This window comes from Bacteroides sp. L008 (assembly GCF_040812255.1).
In the GTDB taxonomy this organism is placed as follows: domain Bacteria; phylum Bacteroidota; class Bacteroidia; order Bacteroidales; family Bacteroidaceae; genus Bacteroides; species Bacteroides vicugnae.
Window position 1 is genome coordinate 3,417,578 of sequence record NZ_JBFNXO010000001.1, and the last position, 18,776, is coordinate 3,436,353.

The window sequence follows — 18,776 nt, forward strand, 5'->3', positions numbered from 1 at the left end:
GTTTTTAGTTAATAGTATTAACGTTTACCGTACCCTATCATAAAATCCTTCATCTTTTCCTTGCTGGAGCTAAATGTCAGGGTATTAATCACCGTAAAGAAAGCTTCCTTATCTACAATCCGGGGATACATGATCTTCATAATCTCCATCCGGTCATCGTCGAATGTATACAGTTGGGTCAGTTGGAGACATTGGGCAGATGTGAAATCAGAACCAGCCAATGCAGCATTGAGCAACTTCATACGGTCATCTTTAAAAGGCTCATTCTTCATCTCTTTATAAAACGTTTGGAAGAGCTGATCGTTCATCACCCTGTTATGACCATATCCCGGACGATGTTCTCCCTGGTCTGGACGGCCGGGGCTTTCCGGGCGTATGTTATCACGTCCGTCCACCCATATTTCTTTCACTCCTCTCCCATCAAAATAAACGAAATCTTTATATAATTTTTCTCCTTTCCATACTCGCTCTCCCGCACGGGTAAAGCGGGTGGCAAACACTTCAACAGTATAATGTCCGGGATTTAAATTGGCTATAAAGCAGGTAGTAGTGGGTAAACATATCTGGTTCCCTCCCAAGTAAACAAGAATCGGAGTATTCCCGCCATCGATACGGATTCCGTTAACAGACTGCGCTTGTAAAGAGAGGGCAGCGAACAGGATGCAGAAACTTATTATAATCTTACGCATAGCTTATCTAGTTTTTATTATTTATATCTTTAATCTGATAGCACAAAAATAGGGTGAGGAAACTCCCCACCCCAATGATTCTCTCTATTCGTATGTAGGGAAATCCCTATTCTGTTTAGGAATCCGCCAAAGCAATGCCATCCTCATGCAAGGTAATCAGACGTTTCTTATACAAGTCGCCCACCCCTTTCTTAAAGGTTTTCTTGCTGACGCCAAACGTATCATAAATATCTTCCGCAGGGCTTTTATCATTCAAGTAGATTCGTCCTCCATGCGCTTTGATATAGTCGAGCAGCGTTTTCGAAAAATCGTCAATCTTTTCAAAACCGGGTTTCTGAAGAATCAGGTCTACCTTACCATCTTCACGCACCTGTTTCACAAAAGCTTTCATCTCCATCCCTGTTTCCAACGGGCAGAATATTTCATTTTCATACAGCAAACCGCTATACTTATTATCTATAATCGCTTTAAAGCCCAAATCCGTCTTCTGCCAGATAAGGATATTCACTTCTGCTTCCGGAGCATATTCCGGCTTTTCTTTCGACAGATAACGTTCCACCTTTGCTGAAGCCACAATACGATAACTCTCTTCATCCAAATGCGCATGAACCACATATTTCCGCCCAACCTGCATTTTCATCTTCTGCTCACTGAATGGAACGAACAGGTCTTTCATCAATCCCCAGTTCAGAAAAGCTCCATATTGATTTACCCAGGAGACTTCCAGACAAGCAAACTGACCTACCTGCACCAACGGAGTCAGTGTCGTAGCAATCAATCTCTCATCCATATCCAGATAGAGAAACACATTCAAAAAATCTCCTATCTTACAGTCCTCAGGCACATAACGGGTAGGCAACAAAATCTCACCTTCTTCCTCACCATCGAGATATACGCCGAAATCTACTTCTTTCACGACTTCAAGCTGATTGAACTTTCCTAATTCGATGCTCATATTCTTATCTATTTATTGTAATAAAACACAAAGATAATCTATTTTGAATAGATCCCTCAAACAGTCAGCCATAACTTTTCGTTATCGGGCAAAACTATTTGCAATGAACAATCTGCTTTCTAATATGTTAACTTTGTAGCGACAAAAAGAAAGAGTAAAATATTCACCTTTAAACATATAAACTTATGGAATTTCTAACCAACGAGAAACTTACGATTGTAGGAGCTGCCGGAATGATCGGCTCCAATATGGCACAAACAGCCATGATGATGAAACTCACTCCGAATATTTGCCTGTATGATCCATTTGCCCCGGCTCTGGAAGGAGTAGCTGAAGAATTGTATCACTGCGGTTTTGAAGGTGTCAACCTTACATTTACTTCCGATATCAAAGAAGCACTGACAGGAGCTTCTTACATTGTCTCTTCCGGTGGAGCTGCCCGTAAAGCAGGTATGACCCGCGAAGATTTGCTGAAGGGAAATGCAGAAATTGCCGCTCAATTCGGTAAAGATGTTCATCAATATTGCCCGAACGTAAAACATATCGTTGTGATCTTTAATCCGGCGGACATCACCGGACTGATAACTTTGTTGTATTCAGGTTTGAAACCCTCTCAAGTTTCTACACTGGCTGCCCTGGACAGCACCCGCCTGCAAAACGAACTGGTGAAATTCTTCCATATCCCGGCTTCCGACATTCAGAATTGCCGTACGTATGGTGGTCATGGCGAACAAATGGCTGTATTCGCCTCTACAACCAAAATAAAAGGAGAACCTTTGACCGATTTCATCGGCACTACCCGCCTTCCATTGGCAGATTGGGAAGCACTGAAAGTACGTGTCATCCAGGGTGGTAAGCATATTATCGACCTGCGCGGTCGTTCTTCTTTCCAAAGCCCGGCTTATCTTTCTATCGAAATGATTGCCGCTGCTATGGGTGGACAACCTTTCCGCTGGCCTGCCGGAACGTATGTTTCTAACGGCAAATTCGACCATATCATGATGGCGATGGAAACTTCAATTACTAAAGACGGCGTCACTTATAAAGAAGTAGCCGGAACTCCTGCCGAACAGGAAGAATTGGAAAAGAGCTACGAGCATTTATGCAAACTTCGTGATGAAGTGATTGAAATGGGGATTATCCCAGCCATTAAAGACTGGCATGCATTGAATCCAAATATTAACTAATCAAACAATATTAGCGAAAGCAGAAGGCCGAAACCTGGAACGATGAAAAGATCGTCAGGTTTCAGCCTTTTTTTATTCCATTCCAGGGAAAATAAAACAATTCATCAATGCTTGTAATGATAACAGGTATTCTTCACTTCAACATGATAAACGGCAGTTCCATACCCCATCCAAATGCCCAATCCTCCATCTATATTACCAGGTAGATTAGTCGTATTGGGAAACACAGGATTACCACTGTTGATTACTTCATTTTCATATTGACTCCAAAAGCGGAACCCTTCTTCCGTTATTTGTGAGAAACAAATATTCACCTTTTCACCAGGAGTAAAAAAAGGAGTATACTTGTTGAGTTCCGTATGCCGGAATCCCCGGTAAATCTCTGCTGTTGCGACAGGAGACACTAATATTTCATCAGAAAACGTACCCATAAACGCATTATAATAGTCCTCATCTTTTTCTTCTACCTGAGTGAATATTTTATAATAGTTAGCTTCCCCCTTCGGGTCATTAAAATACGCAGTAGCCTGATAAAGCGTATCACACCCTTCGGTTGGCTGTAAGCGTATGCTATCCAGTAGGATCGGTTCAGGAATGGTAGTACGTGCTGTTATTTCTTTCCCGCGATACATGACAGTCAACATATACACCTTGCCCACTTCTCCCCTGATTTGTGAACCGGTATAGACAAAATAAGGCAATCTGCCTTTATCTATTCTGCCCACCAGAATTTCGGTCTGACTCCCATCACTCACAGTTACCTTAGCACTCATAACAGGCAGTTTGGAAAGTGCTATACTATCCCATGTACTATTCAGGATTTTACTTTGTGAAAGGTAAACCTTTGCAAATCCGTCTGCCGTAATACCACCTTCCACCACAACTTCCGATTCATAGTCACTGTCAAAATCCCAATCCGGCTCACAGGAGGTAAAAGCTGCAACCAGCATCACTATCCAACTATATAAAAAAGCTTTCAACATCTTCAAAATTTAAATATATAACTGACTGAAGGCAACAAACTATAAAGAGACATATTTTTCTTCTTAATCAGCAAACCGGATTTATCTTCTGAAGGCTTGACGCCTACTTGCACAAAAACCGGATTATGTCTCATATAAGCATTATAAAGCGACAAATTGATGCAATTCTTTTTTGTATGCCCCAGCCAGTAGTTCACCGACAAGTCCATTCTGTGATAAGCCGGCATGCGGCTGCTGTTATACTCATCGTATACACAAACCGCATTCTCGCCTATCATATACATGGCCCTCGGATATGTTACCGCATTACCCGAAGCATACACAAATGCCATCGCAAAATCCCAATGATTATCCAACGTATAATGAATCATCGCGTTCAAATTATGTCTACGGTCATATTTGGCAGGAAATATATTTCCTTTTCTCAATTCCGGAAATTGCCGATCAGCCCAGGCAAGCGTATAGCCAATCCAGCCATTCCATCGTCCTCTGCTTTTCCGCAACATCAGTTCTACACCGTAATTCCGCCCTTCTCCTGTCAGTACATGGTCTTCTATCCGGTATGTCTGATTAAACATATCTAACAATCCACCGTTGAATATCGTTTGATGAGACAGTTTCCGATAGTACCCTTCCACCAACAATTCATAATCTCCATTCCGAAGCGGCTGTGAGAAAGAGACATCTAATGAATGAACTTTCTGCCCTGATATATCTTTCGTCGAAGGCATCCAAAAATCAATAGGCAATCCGGCACTCGATACCGTAATCTGATTCATATATTGCCTGTTCAATTGGTAGGAAAAGCTCAATGTCCTGTTCCCCGGCAATTCGTATTCCAGACGAATACGTGGTTCGGCTCCTCCATTATAATAATCACCCTGTATGCTGCCACTATAACGCAATCCCATATTCATCGTCCATTTCCCCCATTTTTTCTCCGCTTCGGTATACACAGCAAACTCTTCCATTTCGTATCTACCGGGATTTCCGGCATTGATACCTTCGAAGATATTCACCGATTCAGGGTATTGCGGATAAAGTATATGATGTATGAAATTTCCGCCTGACTTCATTTTCCATGTCCCCAACCGCCAGTCTACATTTCCCATATATCCGAAATCGGTCAATCGGGAAGGCATTTTCATACGTAGTGTATTCTGGTTTGCTTGCAGATTGGTACGGTAATGCGTCATATAGATTCTTTGTGTCAACAACGTCTTTTCGTTGCAGCTGCGTTCCCACTTCAAAGAAGCAATTCCGTTGAGCCACTGCATATTGAAATCTACCTGATACTGATGTTCTTTCAGTTTCAACAAATCATTGCCGACATAGCTGTTCAGTACTATTTTGTTTTTAGGGTTCGGCTTCCACACATAAGTAAGGTTATAATCCTGAAAACCGTAACGAAGCCTTGTGTTATCCTCAAATCCCCCTTCTATCAAGGAGATTATCGGATTTACATAAGTGACTCTCGCGGATAGATAAATAGCACTATTTTGAGTAACCGGTATTGCACCGGTAATTCTCGAAGCCAATATACCAACATTACCGGACACGCTTACCCGCTGCACCACCGAATCACGAGGAGTCATTTCTACTACCGCTGCCAATCTTCCGCCGCGGTCTGCCGGTTGGTAAGACTTATTGAGTGAAAAAGAAGAAAAATGATCATTATTGAATATAGAAAAAAAGCCCAGCAGATGTGAAGAGTTGTACACAGGCACCCCATCTATACATATCAGGTTATGTCCCGGTTCGCTGCCATGTACATAAAGTCCCCCATTCAATTCGCCGGCAGTAGTCACTCCCGGCAGCAACTGAAAAGTCTTGATCGGATCGCTGTCTCCCAGCATACGCGGCATGAAGTTTACCACATTCGGATCAAGCTTCCAATCACCTTTTGCACTACGCTGCAACGCAGGAGATTTCTTGGACGCCACCACTTCCACCTCCTGAATCCTCCAAATAGAATCGGTTCGAATCGTATCATCGTCACACGTTTCCGTTTGGGCATATACACTTATATTTCCCAATACCGCAAACAGCACCAATATGTATCTTATCACATTCAATTCACTTTACCTATAAAAAAGAAAGCCGAAGAAGAGAATTATTCCCTTCCTCGGTCCTCGTCAATTTACTCACATTTATCTATACCCCATGCTTATTCTATGAATCCTTCAAAACTTCTAACCAATGCATCGAAGCTGTCAGCTAATGATTTGAATGGTCCGGAAGCAGTATCAAAATAGTCTTCAAAGCTAATCAGAGATTCATCTTCAAACTGTAACAGAGGCTCTGTATACCAGTATTCATGCTTCACTCCCTGAGAATCTATGTATGAATAGTCAATATAAGGTTGGAATGTCAAAGTAGCAGACGCTTCATTGCTTCCTCCGAATGTCAGGCTTCCACTAAGATACTTCTTAAATACATTTGCAGTAGCTTGTGCAGCTTCATGAGATTCACCCCACATTCCAGTAGCATTATCATACTGGTCATCCACTTGTTCCAGTTCACGAGCTAAATCCTTGTAACTGCTACATTGCATAAGCACAGCAGCTTCACCCATAATATTTGCCTCTATACGCGCATCTTTAAAACGGTCTCCAACATTCTCGTTTGCGCCTTCGTCTGCTGTCATGTTGCTACCATTCAGATAAGCTTCACCTTTTACGGCTTCTGTTCCTTTTATGTTGATTGAATAGTTAGCTTTCACAACTTGCGGTGTTGCGCTTACTGAAGTAGATACTTTGTAACCGTTGGCATCTATATTTACTGTAATATCTGCTTTTCTTGGAGAGCTGCTTACGTTTGCTGTAGCAATCTCAAGAGAAGTCAAAATAGTTGTTCCTAGTTTAATAGTAGAAGTAAGTTTAGCCGGAACTTTCACTATAACGCCATCATAAGTAAAATCTGTTGTATTGCCGGTAGCTGCAATCTTGATTTCAGCTGTTTGACCCTCACAACCAAACTTCAATGCGAGTTCAGAATCAGAATCGGTACGTTCCCACTTGTCTTTGCTGTCATTATAGGTATAAACACCATAATAGTCACTGGCCTGATACATTTCATTGTTGACAGCCGCCATAGCGTACACTTTAGCCATATCACCCTGTGAAGCAGCTACTAAAGAATGTACCATTTGCTGTACATTTGCTTTTTCCTGAATTTCCAAAGAGCCTACGATTTCCGAGAAGTAATTCCCTACTTGTGCCAACTGTTTCTGATCGTCAGCATTTACCAGATTGATTAAGTTCTGTCCAATTTCACTCAACTTCTCTTTACTCTTCTCGGCTGATAATACATCACCGCCTGTCGGTCCATCATTATTATCGTCACCACACCCCGTGAATGTTATCATTGCCATCATCAGGCAAGGAATTAAATAATACAATTTTCTAGTCATATTTTAATGGATTTAAAATGTTATGTTTGCATTTTTTATTGCCGTTTTATTATTCATATTTTTCATATAGAACATCGGCTTCCCCAATTACTTCGCAAAGGTGAGAATATTTTATAGAATAAAAAAATGATTAAAACAAAGAAAGTGCCTATATAGACATTTTAGGCGCTTAAGTCATATAAAACAGTGATTATTATGTCCAAATTAATAAATAGCTCCAGGCTTTCTGCTACATCATCATAGAAGTTTTCTTATTTTGGAGAAGAACATTCCTGACAAATCCCTTTAAGGACATAATTAATGCTGTGCAAAGTAAATCCTTCAGGCAAATCAATCACCGGGATATGGGTGCCTTCCAGGCAGAATGTACGATGACATTTCTCACAATAAAAATGCGAATGTAAATCCTGTACCACACAATTGCAAGAGTTGTCGCAAACGGCATACTTCAACGAGCCGCTTCCATCGTCTATGCTATGTATGAGGTGATGAGACAAGAAGAGAGCAATAGTACGGGATATGGTCGATTTATCGACTGTGTCGAGCAATGTTTCGAGGTCAAGCAATGACACTGCACGCTCTGCCTGCATCATCTCTTTTATCACCAAAAGCCTTATTGCAGTTGGCTTGATGTCTCTTCTGACCAGTTTATCCAAATAAATATCTTCTTCCATCTTTCTCCTATTTTATCATTTTCTGTATTCTGACGGCGTTCATTATGGCAAGTAACGCAACGCCTACATCTGCGAAGACAGCTTCCCAAAGAGTAGCGATTCCACCGGCTCCCAAAATCAATACAAGCAATTTCACTCCAAATGCCAGTGATACATTCTGCCAAATGATTCTTCGTGTCAGCCTTCCAACTTTGATAGCTTCGGCTACTTTCGACGGTTGGTCTGTCTGTATCACGACATCGGCTGTTTCAATAGCCGCATCACTACCCAGTCCTCCCATAGCAATGCCGACATGACTTAGAGCGAGCACCGGTGCGTCGTTCATTCCATCACCGACAAACGCGATCCGGTTTGCCTCATCCCGCCGCAATTCTTCCAGATGATTCACTTTTCCTTCCGGCAACAAGTCGCCATAAGCTTCCGATATACCGAGCTTCTCTGCAAAGTTAGTAACAATACTCTGTTTATCACCGGATAGTATCTGGATGTTTTCAATATTTAAAGCTTTTAAATTGTCAATAGCTGCCTTTGCATCCTCTTTCAGGGCATCAGCCAACAGCAGATAACCTGCATAACGGTTTCCAACGGCACAGACTACGATGGTATCCGTTATTTCCAACAGTTCTTCCGGGTAGGATATATCAAACTTAGAAAGTAACCGGCAGTTACCGACCAGAACCGTAGTCCCGTTTATCGTCGCCTCCAGACCATAGCCGGCAAATTCTTTCGTACCGGTAACAGCTACACATTCAATATTTTGTTCTTTCGCATAATTCACAACAGCCTTGGCAATCGGATGTGTGCTATCACTTTCTACCGAAGCAACCAGTTTCACTAATTTTTCTTCAGAAATCTCACCTGCACTTTTACAAGCCTGTACTTCAAAGGTTCCTTTTGTCAGGGTTCCTGTTTTATCGAATACCACCGTATTGATCTTGGTGATAGCATCCAGATAATTACCACCCTTGAATAAAATACCCAATCGGGATGCTGCTCCAATCCCCCCAAAGTAGCCTAACGGAATACTAACCACCAACGCACAGGGACACGAAATCACGAGAAAGACCAAAGCTCTGTATAGCCAGTCATTAAATGCAAATACAAATGGAGGATTAATAAGTGAATAGACAAATGGACACAACACAATTAATACTGCAAGCACTATAACAATAGGTGTGTAAATGCGTGCAAACTTACGAATAAACAATTCAGCCGGAGCCTTACGTTCGGAGGCATTCTGAACAAGTTCCAATATTCGGGCAAGTGCACTCTTATCAAAAGGTCTCGTTACCTTGATCCGGATAACCTTGTCAGTTACAATCATTCCGGCAAGAACTTCTTCACCTTTCCGAATATTACGAGGAACGCTTTCGCCCGTTAATGCGGCTGTATTAAAGGCAGCCACTTCATTCTGCATGGCTCCGTCCAATGGTACCCGTCCGCCTGCCTTTATTTCTATGATTTCACCGACTTTTATCTTTTTAGGGCTTTCAATAACAAGATTGCCTTCCCGGAACACTAATGTTTTTTCAGGTCTTACGTCCAATAAGGCTCCGATATTACGCCTGGCCTTATCTACCGCTTTATCCTGAAACAGTTCTCCTACTGTATAGAATAACATCACGGCTACTCCTTCCGGATATTCACCAATATAAAAAGCTCCCAAAGTAGCTATAATCATTAGAGTGAACTCACTGAAATAGTCTTTTTCCCTGATACTTTCCCAGGCTTCTTTCATCACCGGTATTCCTACCGGAAGATAGGCCACGATATACCATATCAAAGCAACAGATCCTTCACGGAAGAATGCTAAATCGAGAGCATTCATAATTATTCCACCTGCCAGAAGCAGGAGAGAGAATATCACTTTCCCATATTCATGAAATACCGAAACCTTTGCATCAACCTTTTTTTCTGCTGCGCATGAATGAGCGCCACAACTACAATGTCCCATAACATTCATCATTTAGTTGATGCAAAGGTAGCAAATGATTCATGCAACAAAGTTGCAAAATCGGTTTTAGAACATATATCCCAATGAGATCATCAGGTTTCTGTTCTTCATTCCTAAATCTTTTGCCACTTCAACAAGTCCGAAATCATAGCTTATGGCAATTTGATATTTCTTACTGAACTCAACTCCGGCTTTCAGTCCAAGACCGAAATCGAATCGTTTCAGACCATCATCTCCAAATATATCTTCAGACATGGAGTTATCTCCTAATTCCGCAATATCTGCAATATCACCGTCCACTTTCAATTTTGCTTTTCCAAACAGACCGACAGCCATATAAGGACCGACACTACCAAATAACGAAAAATCATCATTGACAGCATATTTATACCCGACACGTACCGGTACTTCTAAATAGTATGGATTAAATTTTATGCTCGCAAGTGATCCTCCATCAATTTTAGCACCTTTCAATGTAAGCAATGCAGCGAAGTCCATATAGGCACCACTACCATTCGCATCCTGAGACAATCCCAACTCTGCTTTAACACCTGCGTGAAAACCTATCCTGCTGTCAAAACCTGTAATGGTGTATTTACTAACATTCATACCTGCCATCACACCCCATTTCAGATTATCTTGAGCATTGATACTCACCGCACTTATCGCTACTAAAGCGAATAATAATAAGGCCTTTTTCATACGAATAAATAATTTAATTATTGTTTAGAAATTATGTGAGGCAAAAATAACAATAATTCGCATAACTCCGAGAGATTTGGTGAAAATATAAAAAATAAACGATATGAATCTTATGAGGTATAGTCATAGCAAGGGAACCGGACTATTTCAAACGATTTTACGAGATATAGAACAAAAACACTCCGTACAGAGAAAAAACAAAGAATGAAAGACTGTATAACTTAATTAATTGTTATCTTTGCACAATCAGTCGTAGCGCGACTGTATTGTTTGTTTTAAGAAAAAAAGCGTTTAGCTGATTTCTGTGCTAGTGAAAAGTCCAAAAATTCCAAACACACAGAGAAGCAGATAAATGCTCCTTGCAATATGCGGGGAGTGTTTCCTGTTTGTGTGTTTAGGGCTTGGACTCCCTCACTGGCGGATAGGCAAATGCTCTCCGCTTTTTTTGTGCCTATAAATTTGCTGCAATAGATACAAACAACAAATTAGTAATAATTACAAAGGCAAGTCAATTCGAGTGGAGCGGCACTTGAACGACTGCAAAGTCGAAAACGTAACATCTATATGTTGCTACTTGCCTTTAAAAATATAAGAGACAGAGGCTAGCTACACCTGCAAGGGGAACAAATGGATTCATCCAGGAGTTCCCCTCTATTTTTGTAAAGATGTGTACTATTGGAAAGACAGATATCAGATTTACATATAAAATTAATGATTCTTATTGTCAACCAAAGTTTTTTCCCGATAGTATAATGATTATCATCGGTTTACATGCTGACAATAAGCCATGACAATAGGCTGACAATAAAAAATTAGAACTTTTATTGTCAGCCTGTTCTTTGACCCCTTTGGGGCAAGATTATGGGATTCGTTCCAATGTGTCGATATACTCTGACTTAATTCCCAGCTTGATCCATGTTATAAACTACTGAAGACTATCATTGTCTACAGTAACAATATCATCGACATAAGAAACACATACGCTTTATAAAATGAGTATGCCCCTATTAAATGAATGCTATATAGCCGGTATCTTTCACTTACCAAGCAGGTATTGTTTCATTAAAGTGTCGGTATTGTTAACTCCCCACGGCCGTGACGAGATCTTCCCACGGCTGTGGTAGGAATTTGTCACGGCCGTGAGAAGAAGTTACCACGGCTGTGACGAACTAAAGATACCGGTGCTTTAGTGGAACAATACTAACACTTTAGAGGAACTATACTGGCGTGTTAGCGGAACTATACAGGTATATTAATGAAAGGATATCACTTTGGAAAGCTGTTATAAAAATGCGGTATTATTTCGAAAGGTGCCCATAAAGCTATTGTTTATCAAGTTATTAAAGGTAGCATAAGAGATAAAAACAGGCTGACAGTAAAAGTAGATATATTTTATTGTCAGCCTATTATCAGCATCTATTGTCAAGTAATATAATACTGATATTCATATACTTAAATATCATCCTGACAGTTTGACAATAAAACAGATACAAATCAATAGAGATAATCATAAAGTTTTTAATAGGGAAGGGCAAAGAATTTATAAAAAGAAAGAAAAAGTTTGCCGTTCTCTTAAGAATAAATATCTTTGTAACCGTGGTTACTGTAACCACGGTTACTAATACAATTCACAGACTATGAGGTTTTATAATAGAGAAGAAGAACTAAAAGAGTTAAAACGAATTCAGAAATTGGCATTTGAGGAAAGTTCAAAAATGACAGTCGTTACCGGCCGCCGTAGAATTGGGAAGACAAGCCTCATCATGAAAGCTGTTGAACAGACCCCCACTGTCTATCTATTTATAGGACGTAAAAATGAGGCAACCTTGTGCGAAGAATTCATCCCACTTATCGCACAAGCCCTGCAAATCTTTGTTCCGACAGAAATCAGAAGTTTCCGAAACTTATTCCAATACCTAATGCAGCTTTCGACTCAACGGACTTTCAATCTGGTTATTGATGAATTTCAGGAATTCTATACTATTAATGAATCCATATTCAGCGATATGCAAAATATTTGGGACCAATATCGGAAGTCCTCACACATGAATTTGATCGTCAGTGGTTCCATCTATTCTCTGATGCAGAGAATTTTCCAAGACAATAAAGAGCCGCTCTTCGGAAGAGCTGATAACATAATCAAGCTGTCAGCATTCAAGCTCTCTGTTCTGAAAGAAATCATGTGTGAATATGCCCCGGCACATTCGAATGATGATCTTTTAGCACTTTATACTTTTACTGGCGGGGTACCTAAATACGTGGAACTTTTTTGTGACAACCATACGCTCCACGTGGAAAGCATGATCCATTTTATGGCTCGCGACAATTCTCCCTTTACCGAAGAAGGAAAAAATCTGTTGATAGAAGAATTTGGGAAAAATTACGGGACCTACTTTTCTATTTTAAGTGCAATTGCCGGAGGTAGAAATACACAAGCAGAAATTGAGGCAACACTAGGAGAAAAAAGCGTAGGCGGCTATCTGAAACGCTTGATAGACGATTATAATATTATCATACGCCAACGTCCCATTTTAGCTAAAGAAAGCTCAACAACTGTCCGATATGAAATATGCGATAATTTTATTAGGTTTTGGTTCAATTACTTCGACCGTAACCGTTCATTGATAGAAATTAAAAACTTTGTAGGGCTGCGTAATATCATAGAAGCTGATTATCCAACCTACAGCGGAAAGATATTAGAACTTTACTTCAAACAGAAATTCGCTGAAAGTTATCAATTCCGTGCTATCGGGTCATGGTGGGAAGCCAAAGGGAATCAAAACGAGATAGACATTGTTGCACTCTGTCTTGAAAAAAACAAAGCAGTAGTTGCTGAAGTAAAACGCCAACGTAAAAACTTTAAGCCGGAGTTGCTGGAACAGAAAGTTGAACATTTGAAGAAAAAGCTACTGCCTCGTTATACCATTGAAACAATGTGTTTGTCGTTGGAAGATATGTAGTACTTAGTCAGGCACGGATTACAGGTTTTCTATGAGATCAGTACCTCATCACCTGCATTCCGTGCCCAATATAATATCATTGTTGGTTTTCTTCCCGATCTGTCCGGATAAACTCCAGAAGTCGTTCCACCGCCTCTTCTTCAGGAATATTTTTCTCTACGCACACCTTACCTTTATAGAGACTGATTTTCCCCCGTCCTGCTCCTACATAGCCGTAGTCTGCATCTGCCATCTCACCGGGACCATTCACGATGCATCCCATGATGCCGATCTTCAGCCCTTTCAAATGTGAAGTGGCTGCCTTGATACGGGCAATGGTCTTTTCCAAGTCGTAAAGTGTACGGCCGCAACCGGGACAAGATATATATTCAGTTTTGGAGGTACGGGTACGTCCGGCCTGCAAGATTCCGAAAGCAGTGGCATCGACCACGGCATGGCTCAAGTTGCCCTGATTGAACAGGAAGATGCCATCACAAAGACCGTCAAAAATCAAGGCTCCCATATCGGCTGCGGACTTTATCTGCAAATTCTCCGCATCATCTTCCGAATAATGCTGGAAGAAGACAACCGGATTTTGCAAACCTTCCGTCATTAGTTGATGAACCAGTGCACGGTGCTCACCCAAACGGTTCGGATGATTGCTTTGGGAAACCACCACCACTTCCGGATGATGTTTCAGGCAGGCTATCACTTCGTCCGTTTGTGCCATGTAGGGCATAAACAGGAATTTAAGCTCCGCATTGCATTCTCCCATTAACGGCAACTGTGCATGATTGAATGCAGGCCAAGTTCCGTCTTCTCCCTGCCATACATCCGCATCAAGAATATATTCCACTCCGTCTTCCCGTTGATCGGGCAAAGCTCTTCCGGCATAAATATAGTCCGGTGTGAATTGCGGATTTACCTCTGTCTTCCCGTCCATGCGGTCGGCAATAACCACAGGCACATGTTCACCTCCGATATTACGGACAGCTTTTGTCTTGCGGCGTTCGGGAGACAAATAATTGAATTCCGGCGCTTCCAATCCCGGGATATAAGGATGGTCCTGCCTCAACAGAACATAATCCACCAATTTGCGGGCTACCGGGATTTCAGCTTCAGGAGCTTCACTCAAAGATACCCGAATGGTATCTCCCAATCCGTCACTCAACAATGCACCGATGCCAAGGGCGGACTTGATACGCCCATCCTCTCCGTCTCCGGCTTCTGTCACTCCGAGGTGTAACGGGAAAGCCATCCCTTCTTTCTCCATGACGTCTACCAACAGACGGACGGTTTTTACCATGACCACCGTATTGGAGGCCTTGATGGAAATCACCACATCTGTGAAGTTTTCCTCTACACAGATACGGAGAAACTCCATGCAGGACTCCACCATTCCTGCGGGGGTATCGCCATAACGGGACATGATACGGTCGGACAGAGAGCCATGATTTACTCCGATCCGGATAGCCGTGTGATTCTCTTTACAGATATTCAGGAACGGGACAAACCGGTTATGGATTTTCTGTATTTCCTGCGCATACTCCTCGTCTGTATATTCCAGTTTCTTAAAAGTACGCGCAGCATCTACATAATTTCCCGGATTGATTCGCACCTTTTCCGCATATTGAGCAGCCACGTCCGCCACTTTCGGATTGAAATGCACATCGGCAACCAACGGAACCATATATCCCTGGCTACGCAGTCCGATATTAATGTTCATCAGGTTCTCGGCTTCTTTGATGCCCTGGGTTGTGAGGCGGACATACTCTCCACCTGCATCAACAATACGTTTCGCCTGTTCCACACAAGCCTGTGTATCCTGCGTAGACGTGTTTGTCATCGACTGGACACGAATAGAATTGGGGCCGCCCAACGGCACAGCCCCAATATTTACTTCTGTGGTCTCTCTTCGAAAATAATTGAATAGATCAACCATTTTAATTTACGATTTAACGATTTACGATTAAAAGCACTTTGAGTATAACAAATGTGCAGACAATAAACGATTCACGAAGATATTTCAATCGTAAATCGTAAATTGTCAAATCGTAAATCACATTAGTTTGTTTTATATTCAAACTTCACTTCTTTCAGTTCTTCGTTTGCTTTTACGATTTTCTTTTTCAGTCCTTCCTTGTAAGCAGCAAAAGCTTCTGCCAGTTTCTCATCGCTCAATGCCAGCATCTGGATGGCAAGGATAGCGGCATTCATCGCTCCGTTAATGGCAACCGTTGCTACAGGAATGCCCGGAGGCATCTGAATGATAGAATAAAGTGCGTCCACACCATCGAGCACGGAACCTTTTACAGGTACTCCGATCACCGGCAATGTAGTATTAGCCGCAATCACACCGGGAAGGGCGGCAGCCATTCCGGCAGCAGCGATAATTACTTTAATGCCACGGTTGCGGGCATTCTTCGCAAACTCTTCCACAGCCTCTGGCGTGCGGTGAGCAGAAAGAGCGTTCATTTCGAACGGTACATGCATATCATTCAGTAGCTGTGCAGCCTTCTCCATAACAGGAAGGTCGGACGTGCTGCCCATGATAATACTTACAATTGGAGTCATTTCAATTTACTATTTTACAATTTACTATTTACAATTTAAGTACGGTAAGAATTATCCGTTTACCACAGCTTTATAGGCTTCGGCATCCAGCAAATCTTCTACCGCTTTTACATCGGCCGGTTTCACTTTAATCAGCCAACCTTCGCCATAGGGATCTTTATTTACCAGTTCCGGGTTTTCTTCCAATGCTTCATTTTGTTCGAGCACCTCACCTGCTACAGGCAGGAAAAGATCGGAAATAGTTTTCACTACTTCAATCGTTCCGAAAGTTTCACCGGCTTCCAACGTTTCACCAACAGTCGGGATATCTACGAACACAATATCGCCCAATTGTTCCTGTGCATAATCGGTGATACCAACGTATGCAATGTCTCCTTCAACGCGAATCCATTCGTGTTCGTTCGTGTACTTCAAATTCTGTGGAAAATTCATAATGATTAGTTTTTAGGATTTATACTGTTTTAAAATAAAAATACTCGAAATAAGATGTTACTCACCGGATGAAGTACCAAAAGGGCACATATCAGACCGACAGCAAAACCGGAAAGCACCTCACCCAGCGTGTGATGCCCCAACACAATGCGCGCAGAACCTAATATACCGGCAATCAAAATAAACAGGCATAGCCATGCGACCGGATTGTAACCGAACAAGGCGCTGAAAGAAATCAATCCCCCGATCACTCCGCCCATTCCTGCCATGTGTTCGCTCAACTTCCATTTCAGGTTTACCGCAATGCAAATGATGGACACTACCAGAGAAGCAAGAATGATACCGGTCATATACCACGGGAGATTCAGCTTGCGCATCATCAGCAGACAGAACACATACGAGATGATGGTCAGCAGGATAGGCACATAACGTTTCTTACGTTCACTCAACTCCTGACGGGCGAATCCATTGATTTTACGAAACAGGAAAATGGTAATAGTAGGTGTCAGTATGGTGAAGCAGTAAACGATTCCCAACACTATCAACTTATATTGTATCGGCATGATACGAAGATAAGAAAACAGGAATAACACCAGAAACGATAAAAACGGAATAGAAAATGGAGTAAAGACCATCGAAGTGACTCTCGCCACCTGCAACATCGTCTTATCCGCTATGATATGTTCTCTCTCTCTGTCCATCAGCACTAATACTTAATACTTTATACTTAATACTTAAAAAACTCTCATTTCCGCAGTCGTGCTACGGGGATATTCAGCTGTTGACGGTATTTGGCTACTGTCCTGCGGGCAATGGGATACCCTTTCTCCTTCAATATATCCGCCAATTCATCATCGGTCAGGGGTTTCTTCTTGTCCTCGCCTTCAATACACTCTTTCAGAATCTTACGAATCTCACGGACAGACATCTCTTCGCCATCCTCTGTAGTATATCCGTCGCTGAAAAAGTATTTGAGCGGATAGATACCGTAATTCGTCTGTACATATTTACTGTTACTCACACGGGAGATGGTCGAAATATCCAATCCCGTACGTTCCGCCACGTCTTTCAGAATCATCGGCTTCAACAGCGATTCATCTCCTTCCAAAAAGAAAGGACGTTGCAGGTCGATAATCGCCTGCATGGTAGTCATCAAGGTATTCTGACGCTGACGGACAGCATCGATAAATCCTTGTGCCGCATCCATTTTCTGTTTCAGAAACATCATCGCTTCTTTAGATTCCTTAGACTGGTTGGCCCTGTTTTTTGTATGCTCCTCCACCATTTCCGTGAAATCACGACTCATACGGAGTTCGGGAACATTGCGGTTATTGAGGCTTACATTGATGGTTCCGTCATCATACGTTTCCACCATAAAGTCGGGAACTATTTGTTGGAGATTCCTGCCGATTGCTTCTCCCAAAGAAGCACCCGGACGTGGATTCAGTTTGGTTATTTCAGTAATGGCTTCCCGGAAAGTCTCTTCATCAATATCCAGTTTCTTTATAATCTTCTCCCAATGTTTACGGGTGAATTCTTCGTAACATTCTCTGATAATCCTTTCTTCCAGATTCAAGATAGGACTGGGAGTTTTCTCTTCTTCTTTTTTCCGGCAAATCTGTATCAACAGACATTCCTGAAGACTACGCGCACCGATACCTGCCGGATCGAAGTCCTGTAAGATGCTCAATGCTTCTTCCAGTTCCTCCTCGGTCGATTCGATACCGGCATAAATCGCCAGTTCGTCGCAGATACTTTCCAAAGATTTGCGAAGCAATCCGTCATCATCCAATGAACCGATCAGATATTCCACCAAGTCACACTGGTGCTCTGTCAGGTTACGTTCACGCAACTGTTCTTTCAGGATTTCATAAAAAGAGGTGGAGTCGGAAAATGGAATATCCTCCGCCTGTTCATCTTTCGAACGGTTGTTCTCTTGCAATTTATAATCGGGAATATCGTCTTCTGTCAGATAGTCACTCAAAGAATCATAGTCGTTGGCATCGCTATCCATGCCATCCTCTGCATTGTCGGTATCAGAATATTCATCATCCGTAGCATTCTCTTCTTTACCTTCTTCAAGTGCCGGATTTTCAAGCAGTTCAGCATGGATACGGTCTTCCAGCTCTACTGCGGGAAGCTCCAACAGTTTCACGACCAGAATCTGCTGGGGCGAGAGCGTCTGTACCTGCTGTTGCGCCTGAGATTGTATTTGACGGGAACCTTGTGCCATATTCGTTTTTGCTTTCTACTGTTTCTCGCTACAAAAGTAACT

At 42.0% G+C, this 18,776-nt stretch carries 15 protein-coding genes; 2 read left to right on the forward strand and 13 right to left on the reverse strand.

The genetic code is table 11. The features are described 5' to 3' along the window. Positions 1–17: 17 nt before the first annotated feature. Positions 18–689 carry a DUF4476 domain-containing protein gene (locus tag AB3G73_RS13690; protein ID WP_367745126.1) on the reverse strand — a complete coding sequence of 224 codons (672 nt, stop codon included), beginning with the start codon at positions 687–689 and terminating at the stop codon, positions 18–20. A gap of 115 nt (positions 690–804) precedes the next feature. Further along, positions 805–1,644: a S1 RNA-binding domain-containing protein gene (locus tag AB3G73_RS13695; RefSeq protein WP_195649924.1), complete on the reverse strand. Its 840-nt coding sequence runs from the start codon at positions 1,642–1,644 to the stop codon at positions 805–807. A gap of 185 nt (positions 1,645–1,829) precedes the next feature. On the opposite strand from AB3G73_RS13695, the gene AB3G73_RS13700 reads away from it, so the two are divergent. Continuing rightward, positions 1,830–2,831 (forward strand): malate dehydrogenase, encoded by a 1,002-nt coding sequence (locus tag AB3G73_RS13700; protein WP_148367082.1) that lies wholly within the window; start codon positions 1,830–1,832, stop codon positions 2,829–2,831. A gap of 104 nt (positions 2,832–2,935) precedes the next feature. Here AB3G73_RS13700 and AB3G73_RS13705 read toward each other — a convergent pair whose 3' ends face one another. The 6 genes from AB3G73_RS13705 to AB3G73_RS13730 all read right to left on the reverse strand — a co-directional run bounded on the left by AB3G73_RS13705 (position 2,936) and on the right by AB3G73_RS13730 (position 10,556). Next, the gene (locus AB3G73_RS13705; RefSeq protein WP_148367081.1) at positions 2,936–3,814 is read right to left on the reverse strand and encodes a DUF4249 family protein; all 879 of its coding nucleotides are present in this window, start codon (positions 3,812–3,814) and stop codon (positions 2,936–2,938) included. 2 nt (positions 3,815–3,816) lie between these two features. Beyond that, positions 3,817–5,883, reverse strand: coding sequence for a TonB-dependent receptor plug domain-containing protein (locus AB3G73_RS13710; protein ID WP_367745127.1), 2,067 nt, complete (start codon positions 5,881–5,883; stop codon positions 3,817–3,819). Positions 5,884–5,981: 98 nt separating this feature from the next. Continuing rightward, positions 5,982–7,226 (reverse strand): hypothetical protein, encoded by a 1,245-nt coding sequence (locus AB3G73_RS13715; RefSeq protein ID WP_217722369.1) that lies wholly within the window; start codon positions 7,224–7,226, stop codon positions 5,982–5,984. Positions 7,227–7,477: 251 nt separating this feature from the next. Further along, entirely contained in the window at positions 7,478–7,900 is a 423-nt protein-coding gene (locus tag AB3G73_RS13720) for a Fur family transcriptional regulator (protein WP_195646102.1), read from the reverse strand. A gap of 7 nt (positions 7,901–7,907) precedes the next feature. Further along, entirely contained in the window at positions 7,908–9,854 is a 1,947-nt protein-coding gene (locus AB3G73_RS13725) for a heavy metal translocating P-type ATPase (RefSeq protein ID WP_195649929.1), read from the reverse strand. Between the two features lie 66 nt (positions 9,855–9,920). After that, positions 9,921–10,556 carry a porin family protein gene (locus AB3G73_RS13730; protein WP_148367076.1) on the reverse strand — a complete coding sequence of 212 codons (636 nt, stop codon included), beginning with the start codon at positions 10,554–10,556 and terminating at the stop codon, positions 9,921–9,923. A gap of 1,637 nt (positions 10,557–12,193) precedes the next feature. On the opposite strand from AB3G73_RS13730, the gene AB3G73_RS13735 reads away from it, so the two are divergent. Continuing rightward, positions 12,194–13,516, forward strand: coding sequence for an ATP-binding protein (locus AB3G73_RS13735; protein WP_217722365.1), 1,323 nt, complete (start codon positions 12,194–12,196; stop codon positions 13,514–13,516). 76 nt (positions 13,517–13,592) lie between these two features. On the opposite strand, the gene AB3G73_RS13740 is transcribed toward AB3G73_RS13735, so the two are convergent. The 5 genes from AB3G73_RS13740 to rpoN form a co-directional block, all read right to left on the reverse strand. Beyond that, on the reverse strand, positions 13,593–15,437 hold the full coding sequence (locus AB3G73_RS13740; protein WP_217722363.1) for a 4-hydroxy-3-methylbut-2-en-1-yl diphosphate synthase: 1,845 nt from the start codon (positions 15,435–15,437) through the stop codon (positions 13,593–13,595). Between the two features lie 122 nt (positions 15,438–15,559). Next, positions 15,560–16,069, reverse strand: coding sequence for a 5-(carboxyamino)imidazole ribonucleotide mutase (gene purE, locus AB3G73_RS13745; RefSeq protein WP_004296231.1), 510 nt, complete (start codon positions 16,067–16,069; stop codon positions 15,560–15,562). Between the two features lie 51 nt (positions 16,070–16,120). After that, the gene (gene gcvH, locus AB3G73_RS13750; protein WP_074636444.1) at positions 16,121–16,501 is read right to left on the reverse strand and encodes a glycine cleavage system protein GcvH; all 381 of its coding nucleotides are present in this window, start codon (positions 16,499–16,501) and stop codon (positions 16,121–16,123) included. Between the two features lie 29 nt (positions 16,502–16,530). Continuing rightward, positions 16,531–17,202: a phosphatase PAP2 family protein gene (locus AB3G73_RS13755; protein WP_074636447.1), complete on the reverse strand. Its 672-nt coding sequence runs from the start codon at positions 17,200–17,202 to the stop codon at positions 16,531–16,533. Between the two features lie 44 nt (positions 17,203–17,246). Beyond that, positions 17,247–18,734: an RNA polymerase factor sigma-54 gene (gene rpoN / locus AB3G73_RS13760; RefSeq protein ID WP_074636450.1), complete on the reverse strand. Its 1,488-nt coding sequence runs from the start codon at positions 18,732–18,734 to the stop codon at positions 17,247–17,249. Between the last annotated feature and the right edge of the window lie 42 nt (positions 18,735–18,776).

Bases quoted from the DNA above. Each gene is read 5' to 3' on its own strand.
- AB3G73_RS13690 (WP_367745126.1), bottom strand. From the start codon at position 689: ATGCGTAAGATTATAATAAGTTTCTGCATCCTGTTCGCTGCCCTCTCT.
- AB3G73_RS13730 (WP_148367076.1), bottom strand. From the start codon at position 10,556: ATGAAAAAGGCCTTATTATTATTCGCTTTAGTAGCGATAAGTGCGGTG.
- AB3G73_RS13720 (WP_195646102.1), bottom strand. From the start codon at position 7,900: ATGGAAGAAGATATTTATTTGGATAAACTGGTCAGAAGAGACATCAAG.
- AB3G73_RS13695 (WP_195649924.1), bottom strand. From the start codon at position 1,644: ATGAGCATCGAATTAGGAAAGTTCAATCAGCTTGAAGTCGTGAAAGAA.
- gcvH (WP_074636444.1), bottom strand. From the start codon at position 16,501: ATGAATTTTCCACAGAATTTGAAGTACACGAACGAACACGAATGGATT.
- purE (WP_004296231.1), bottom strand. From the start codon at position 16,069: ATGACTCCAATTGTAAGTATTATCATGGGCAGCACGTCCGACCTTCCT.
- AB3G73_RS13735 (WP_217722365.1), top strand. From the start codon at position 12,194: ATGAGGTTTTATAATAGAGAAGAAGAACTAAAAGAGTTAAAACGAATT.
- rpoN (WP_074636450.1), bottom strand. From the start codon at position 18,734: ATGGCACAAGGTTCCCGTCAAATACAATCTCAGGCGCAACAGCAGGTA.
- AB3G73_RS13755 (WP_074636447.1), bottom strand. From the start codon at position 17,202: ATGGACAGAGAGAGAGAACATATCATAGCGGATAAGACGATGTTGCAG.
- AB3G73_RS13725 (WP_195649929.1), bottom strand. From the start codon at position 9,854: ATGGGACATTGTAGTTGTGGCGCTCATTCATGCGCAGCAGAAAAAAAG.
- AB3G73_RS13715 (WP_217722369.1), bottom strand. From the start codon at position 7,226: ATGACTAGAAAATTGTATTATTTAATTCCTTGCCTGATGATGGCAATG.
- AB3G73_RS13740 (WP_217722363.1), bottom strand. From the start codon at position 15,437: ATGGTTGATCTATTCAATTATTTTCGAAGAGAGACCACAGAAGTAAAT.
- AB3G73_RS13705 (WP_148367081.1), bottom strand. From the start codon at position 3,814: ATGTTGAAAGCTTTTTTATATAGTTGGATAGTGATGCTGGTTGCAGCT.
- AB3G73_RS13700 (WP_148367082.1), top strand. From the start codon at position 1,830: ATGGAATTTCTAACCAACGAGAAACTTACGATTGTAGGAGCTGCCGGA.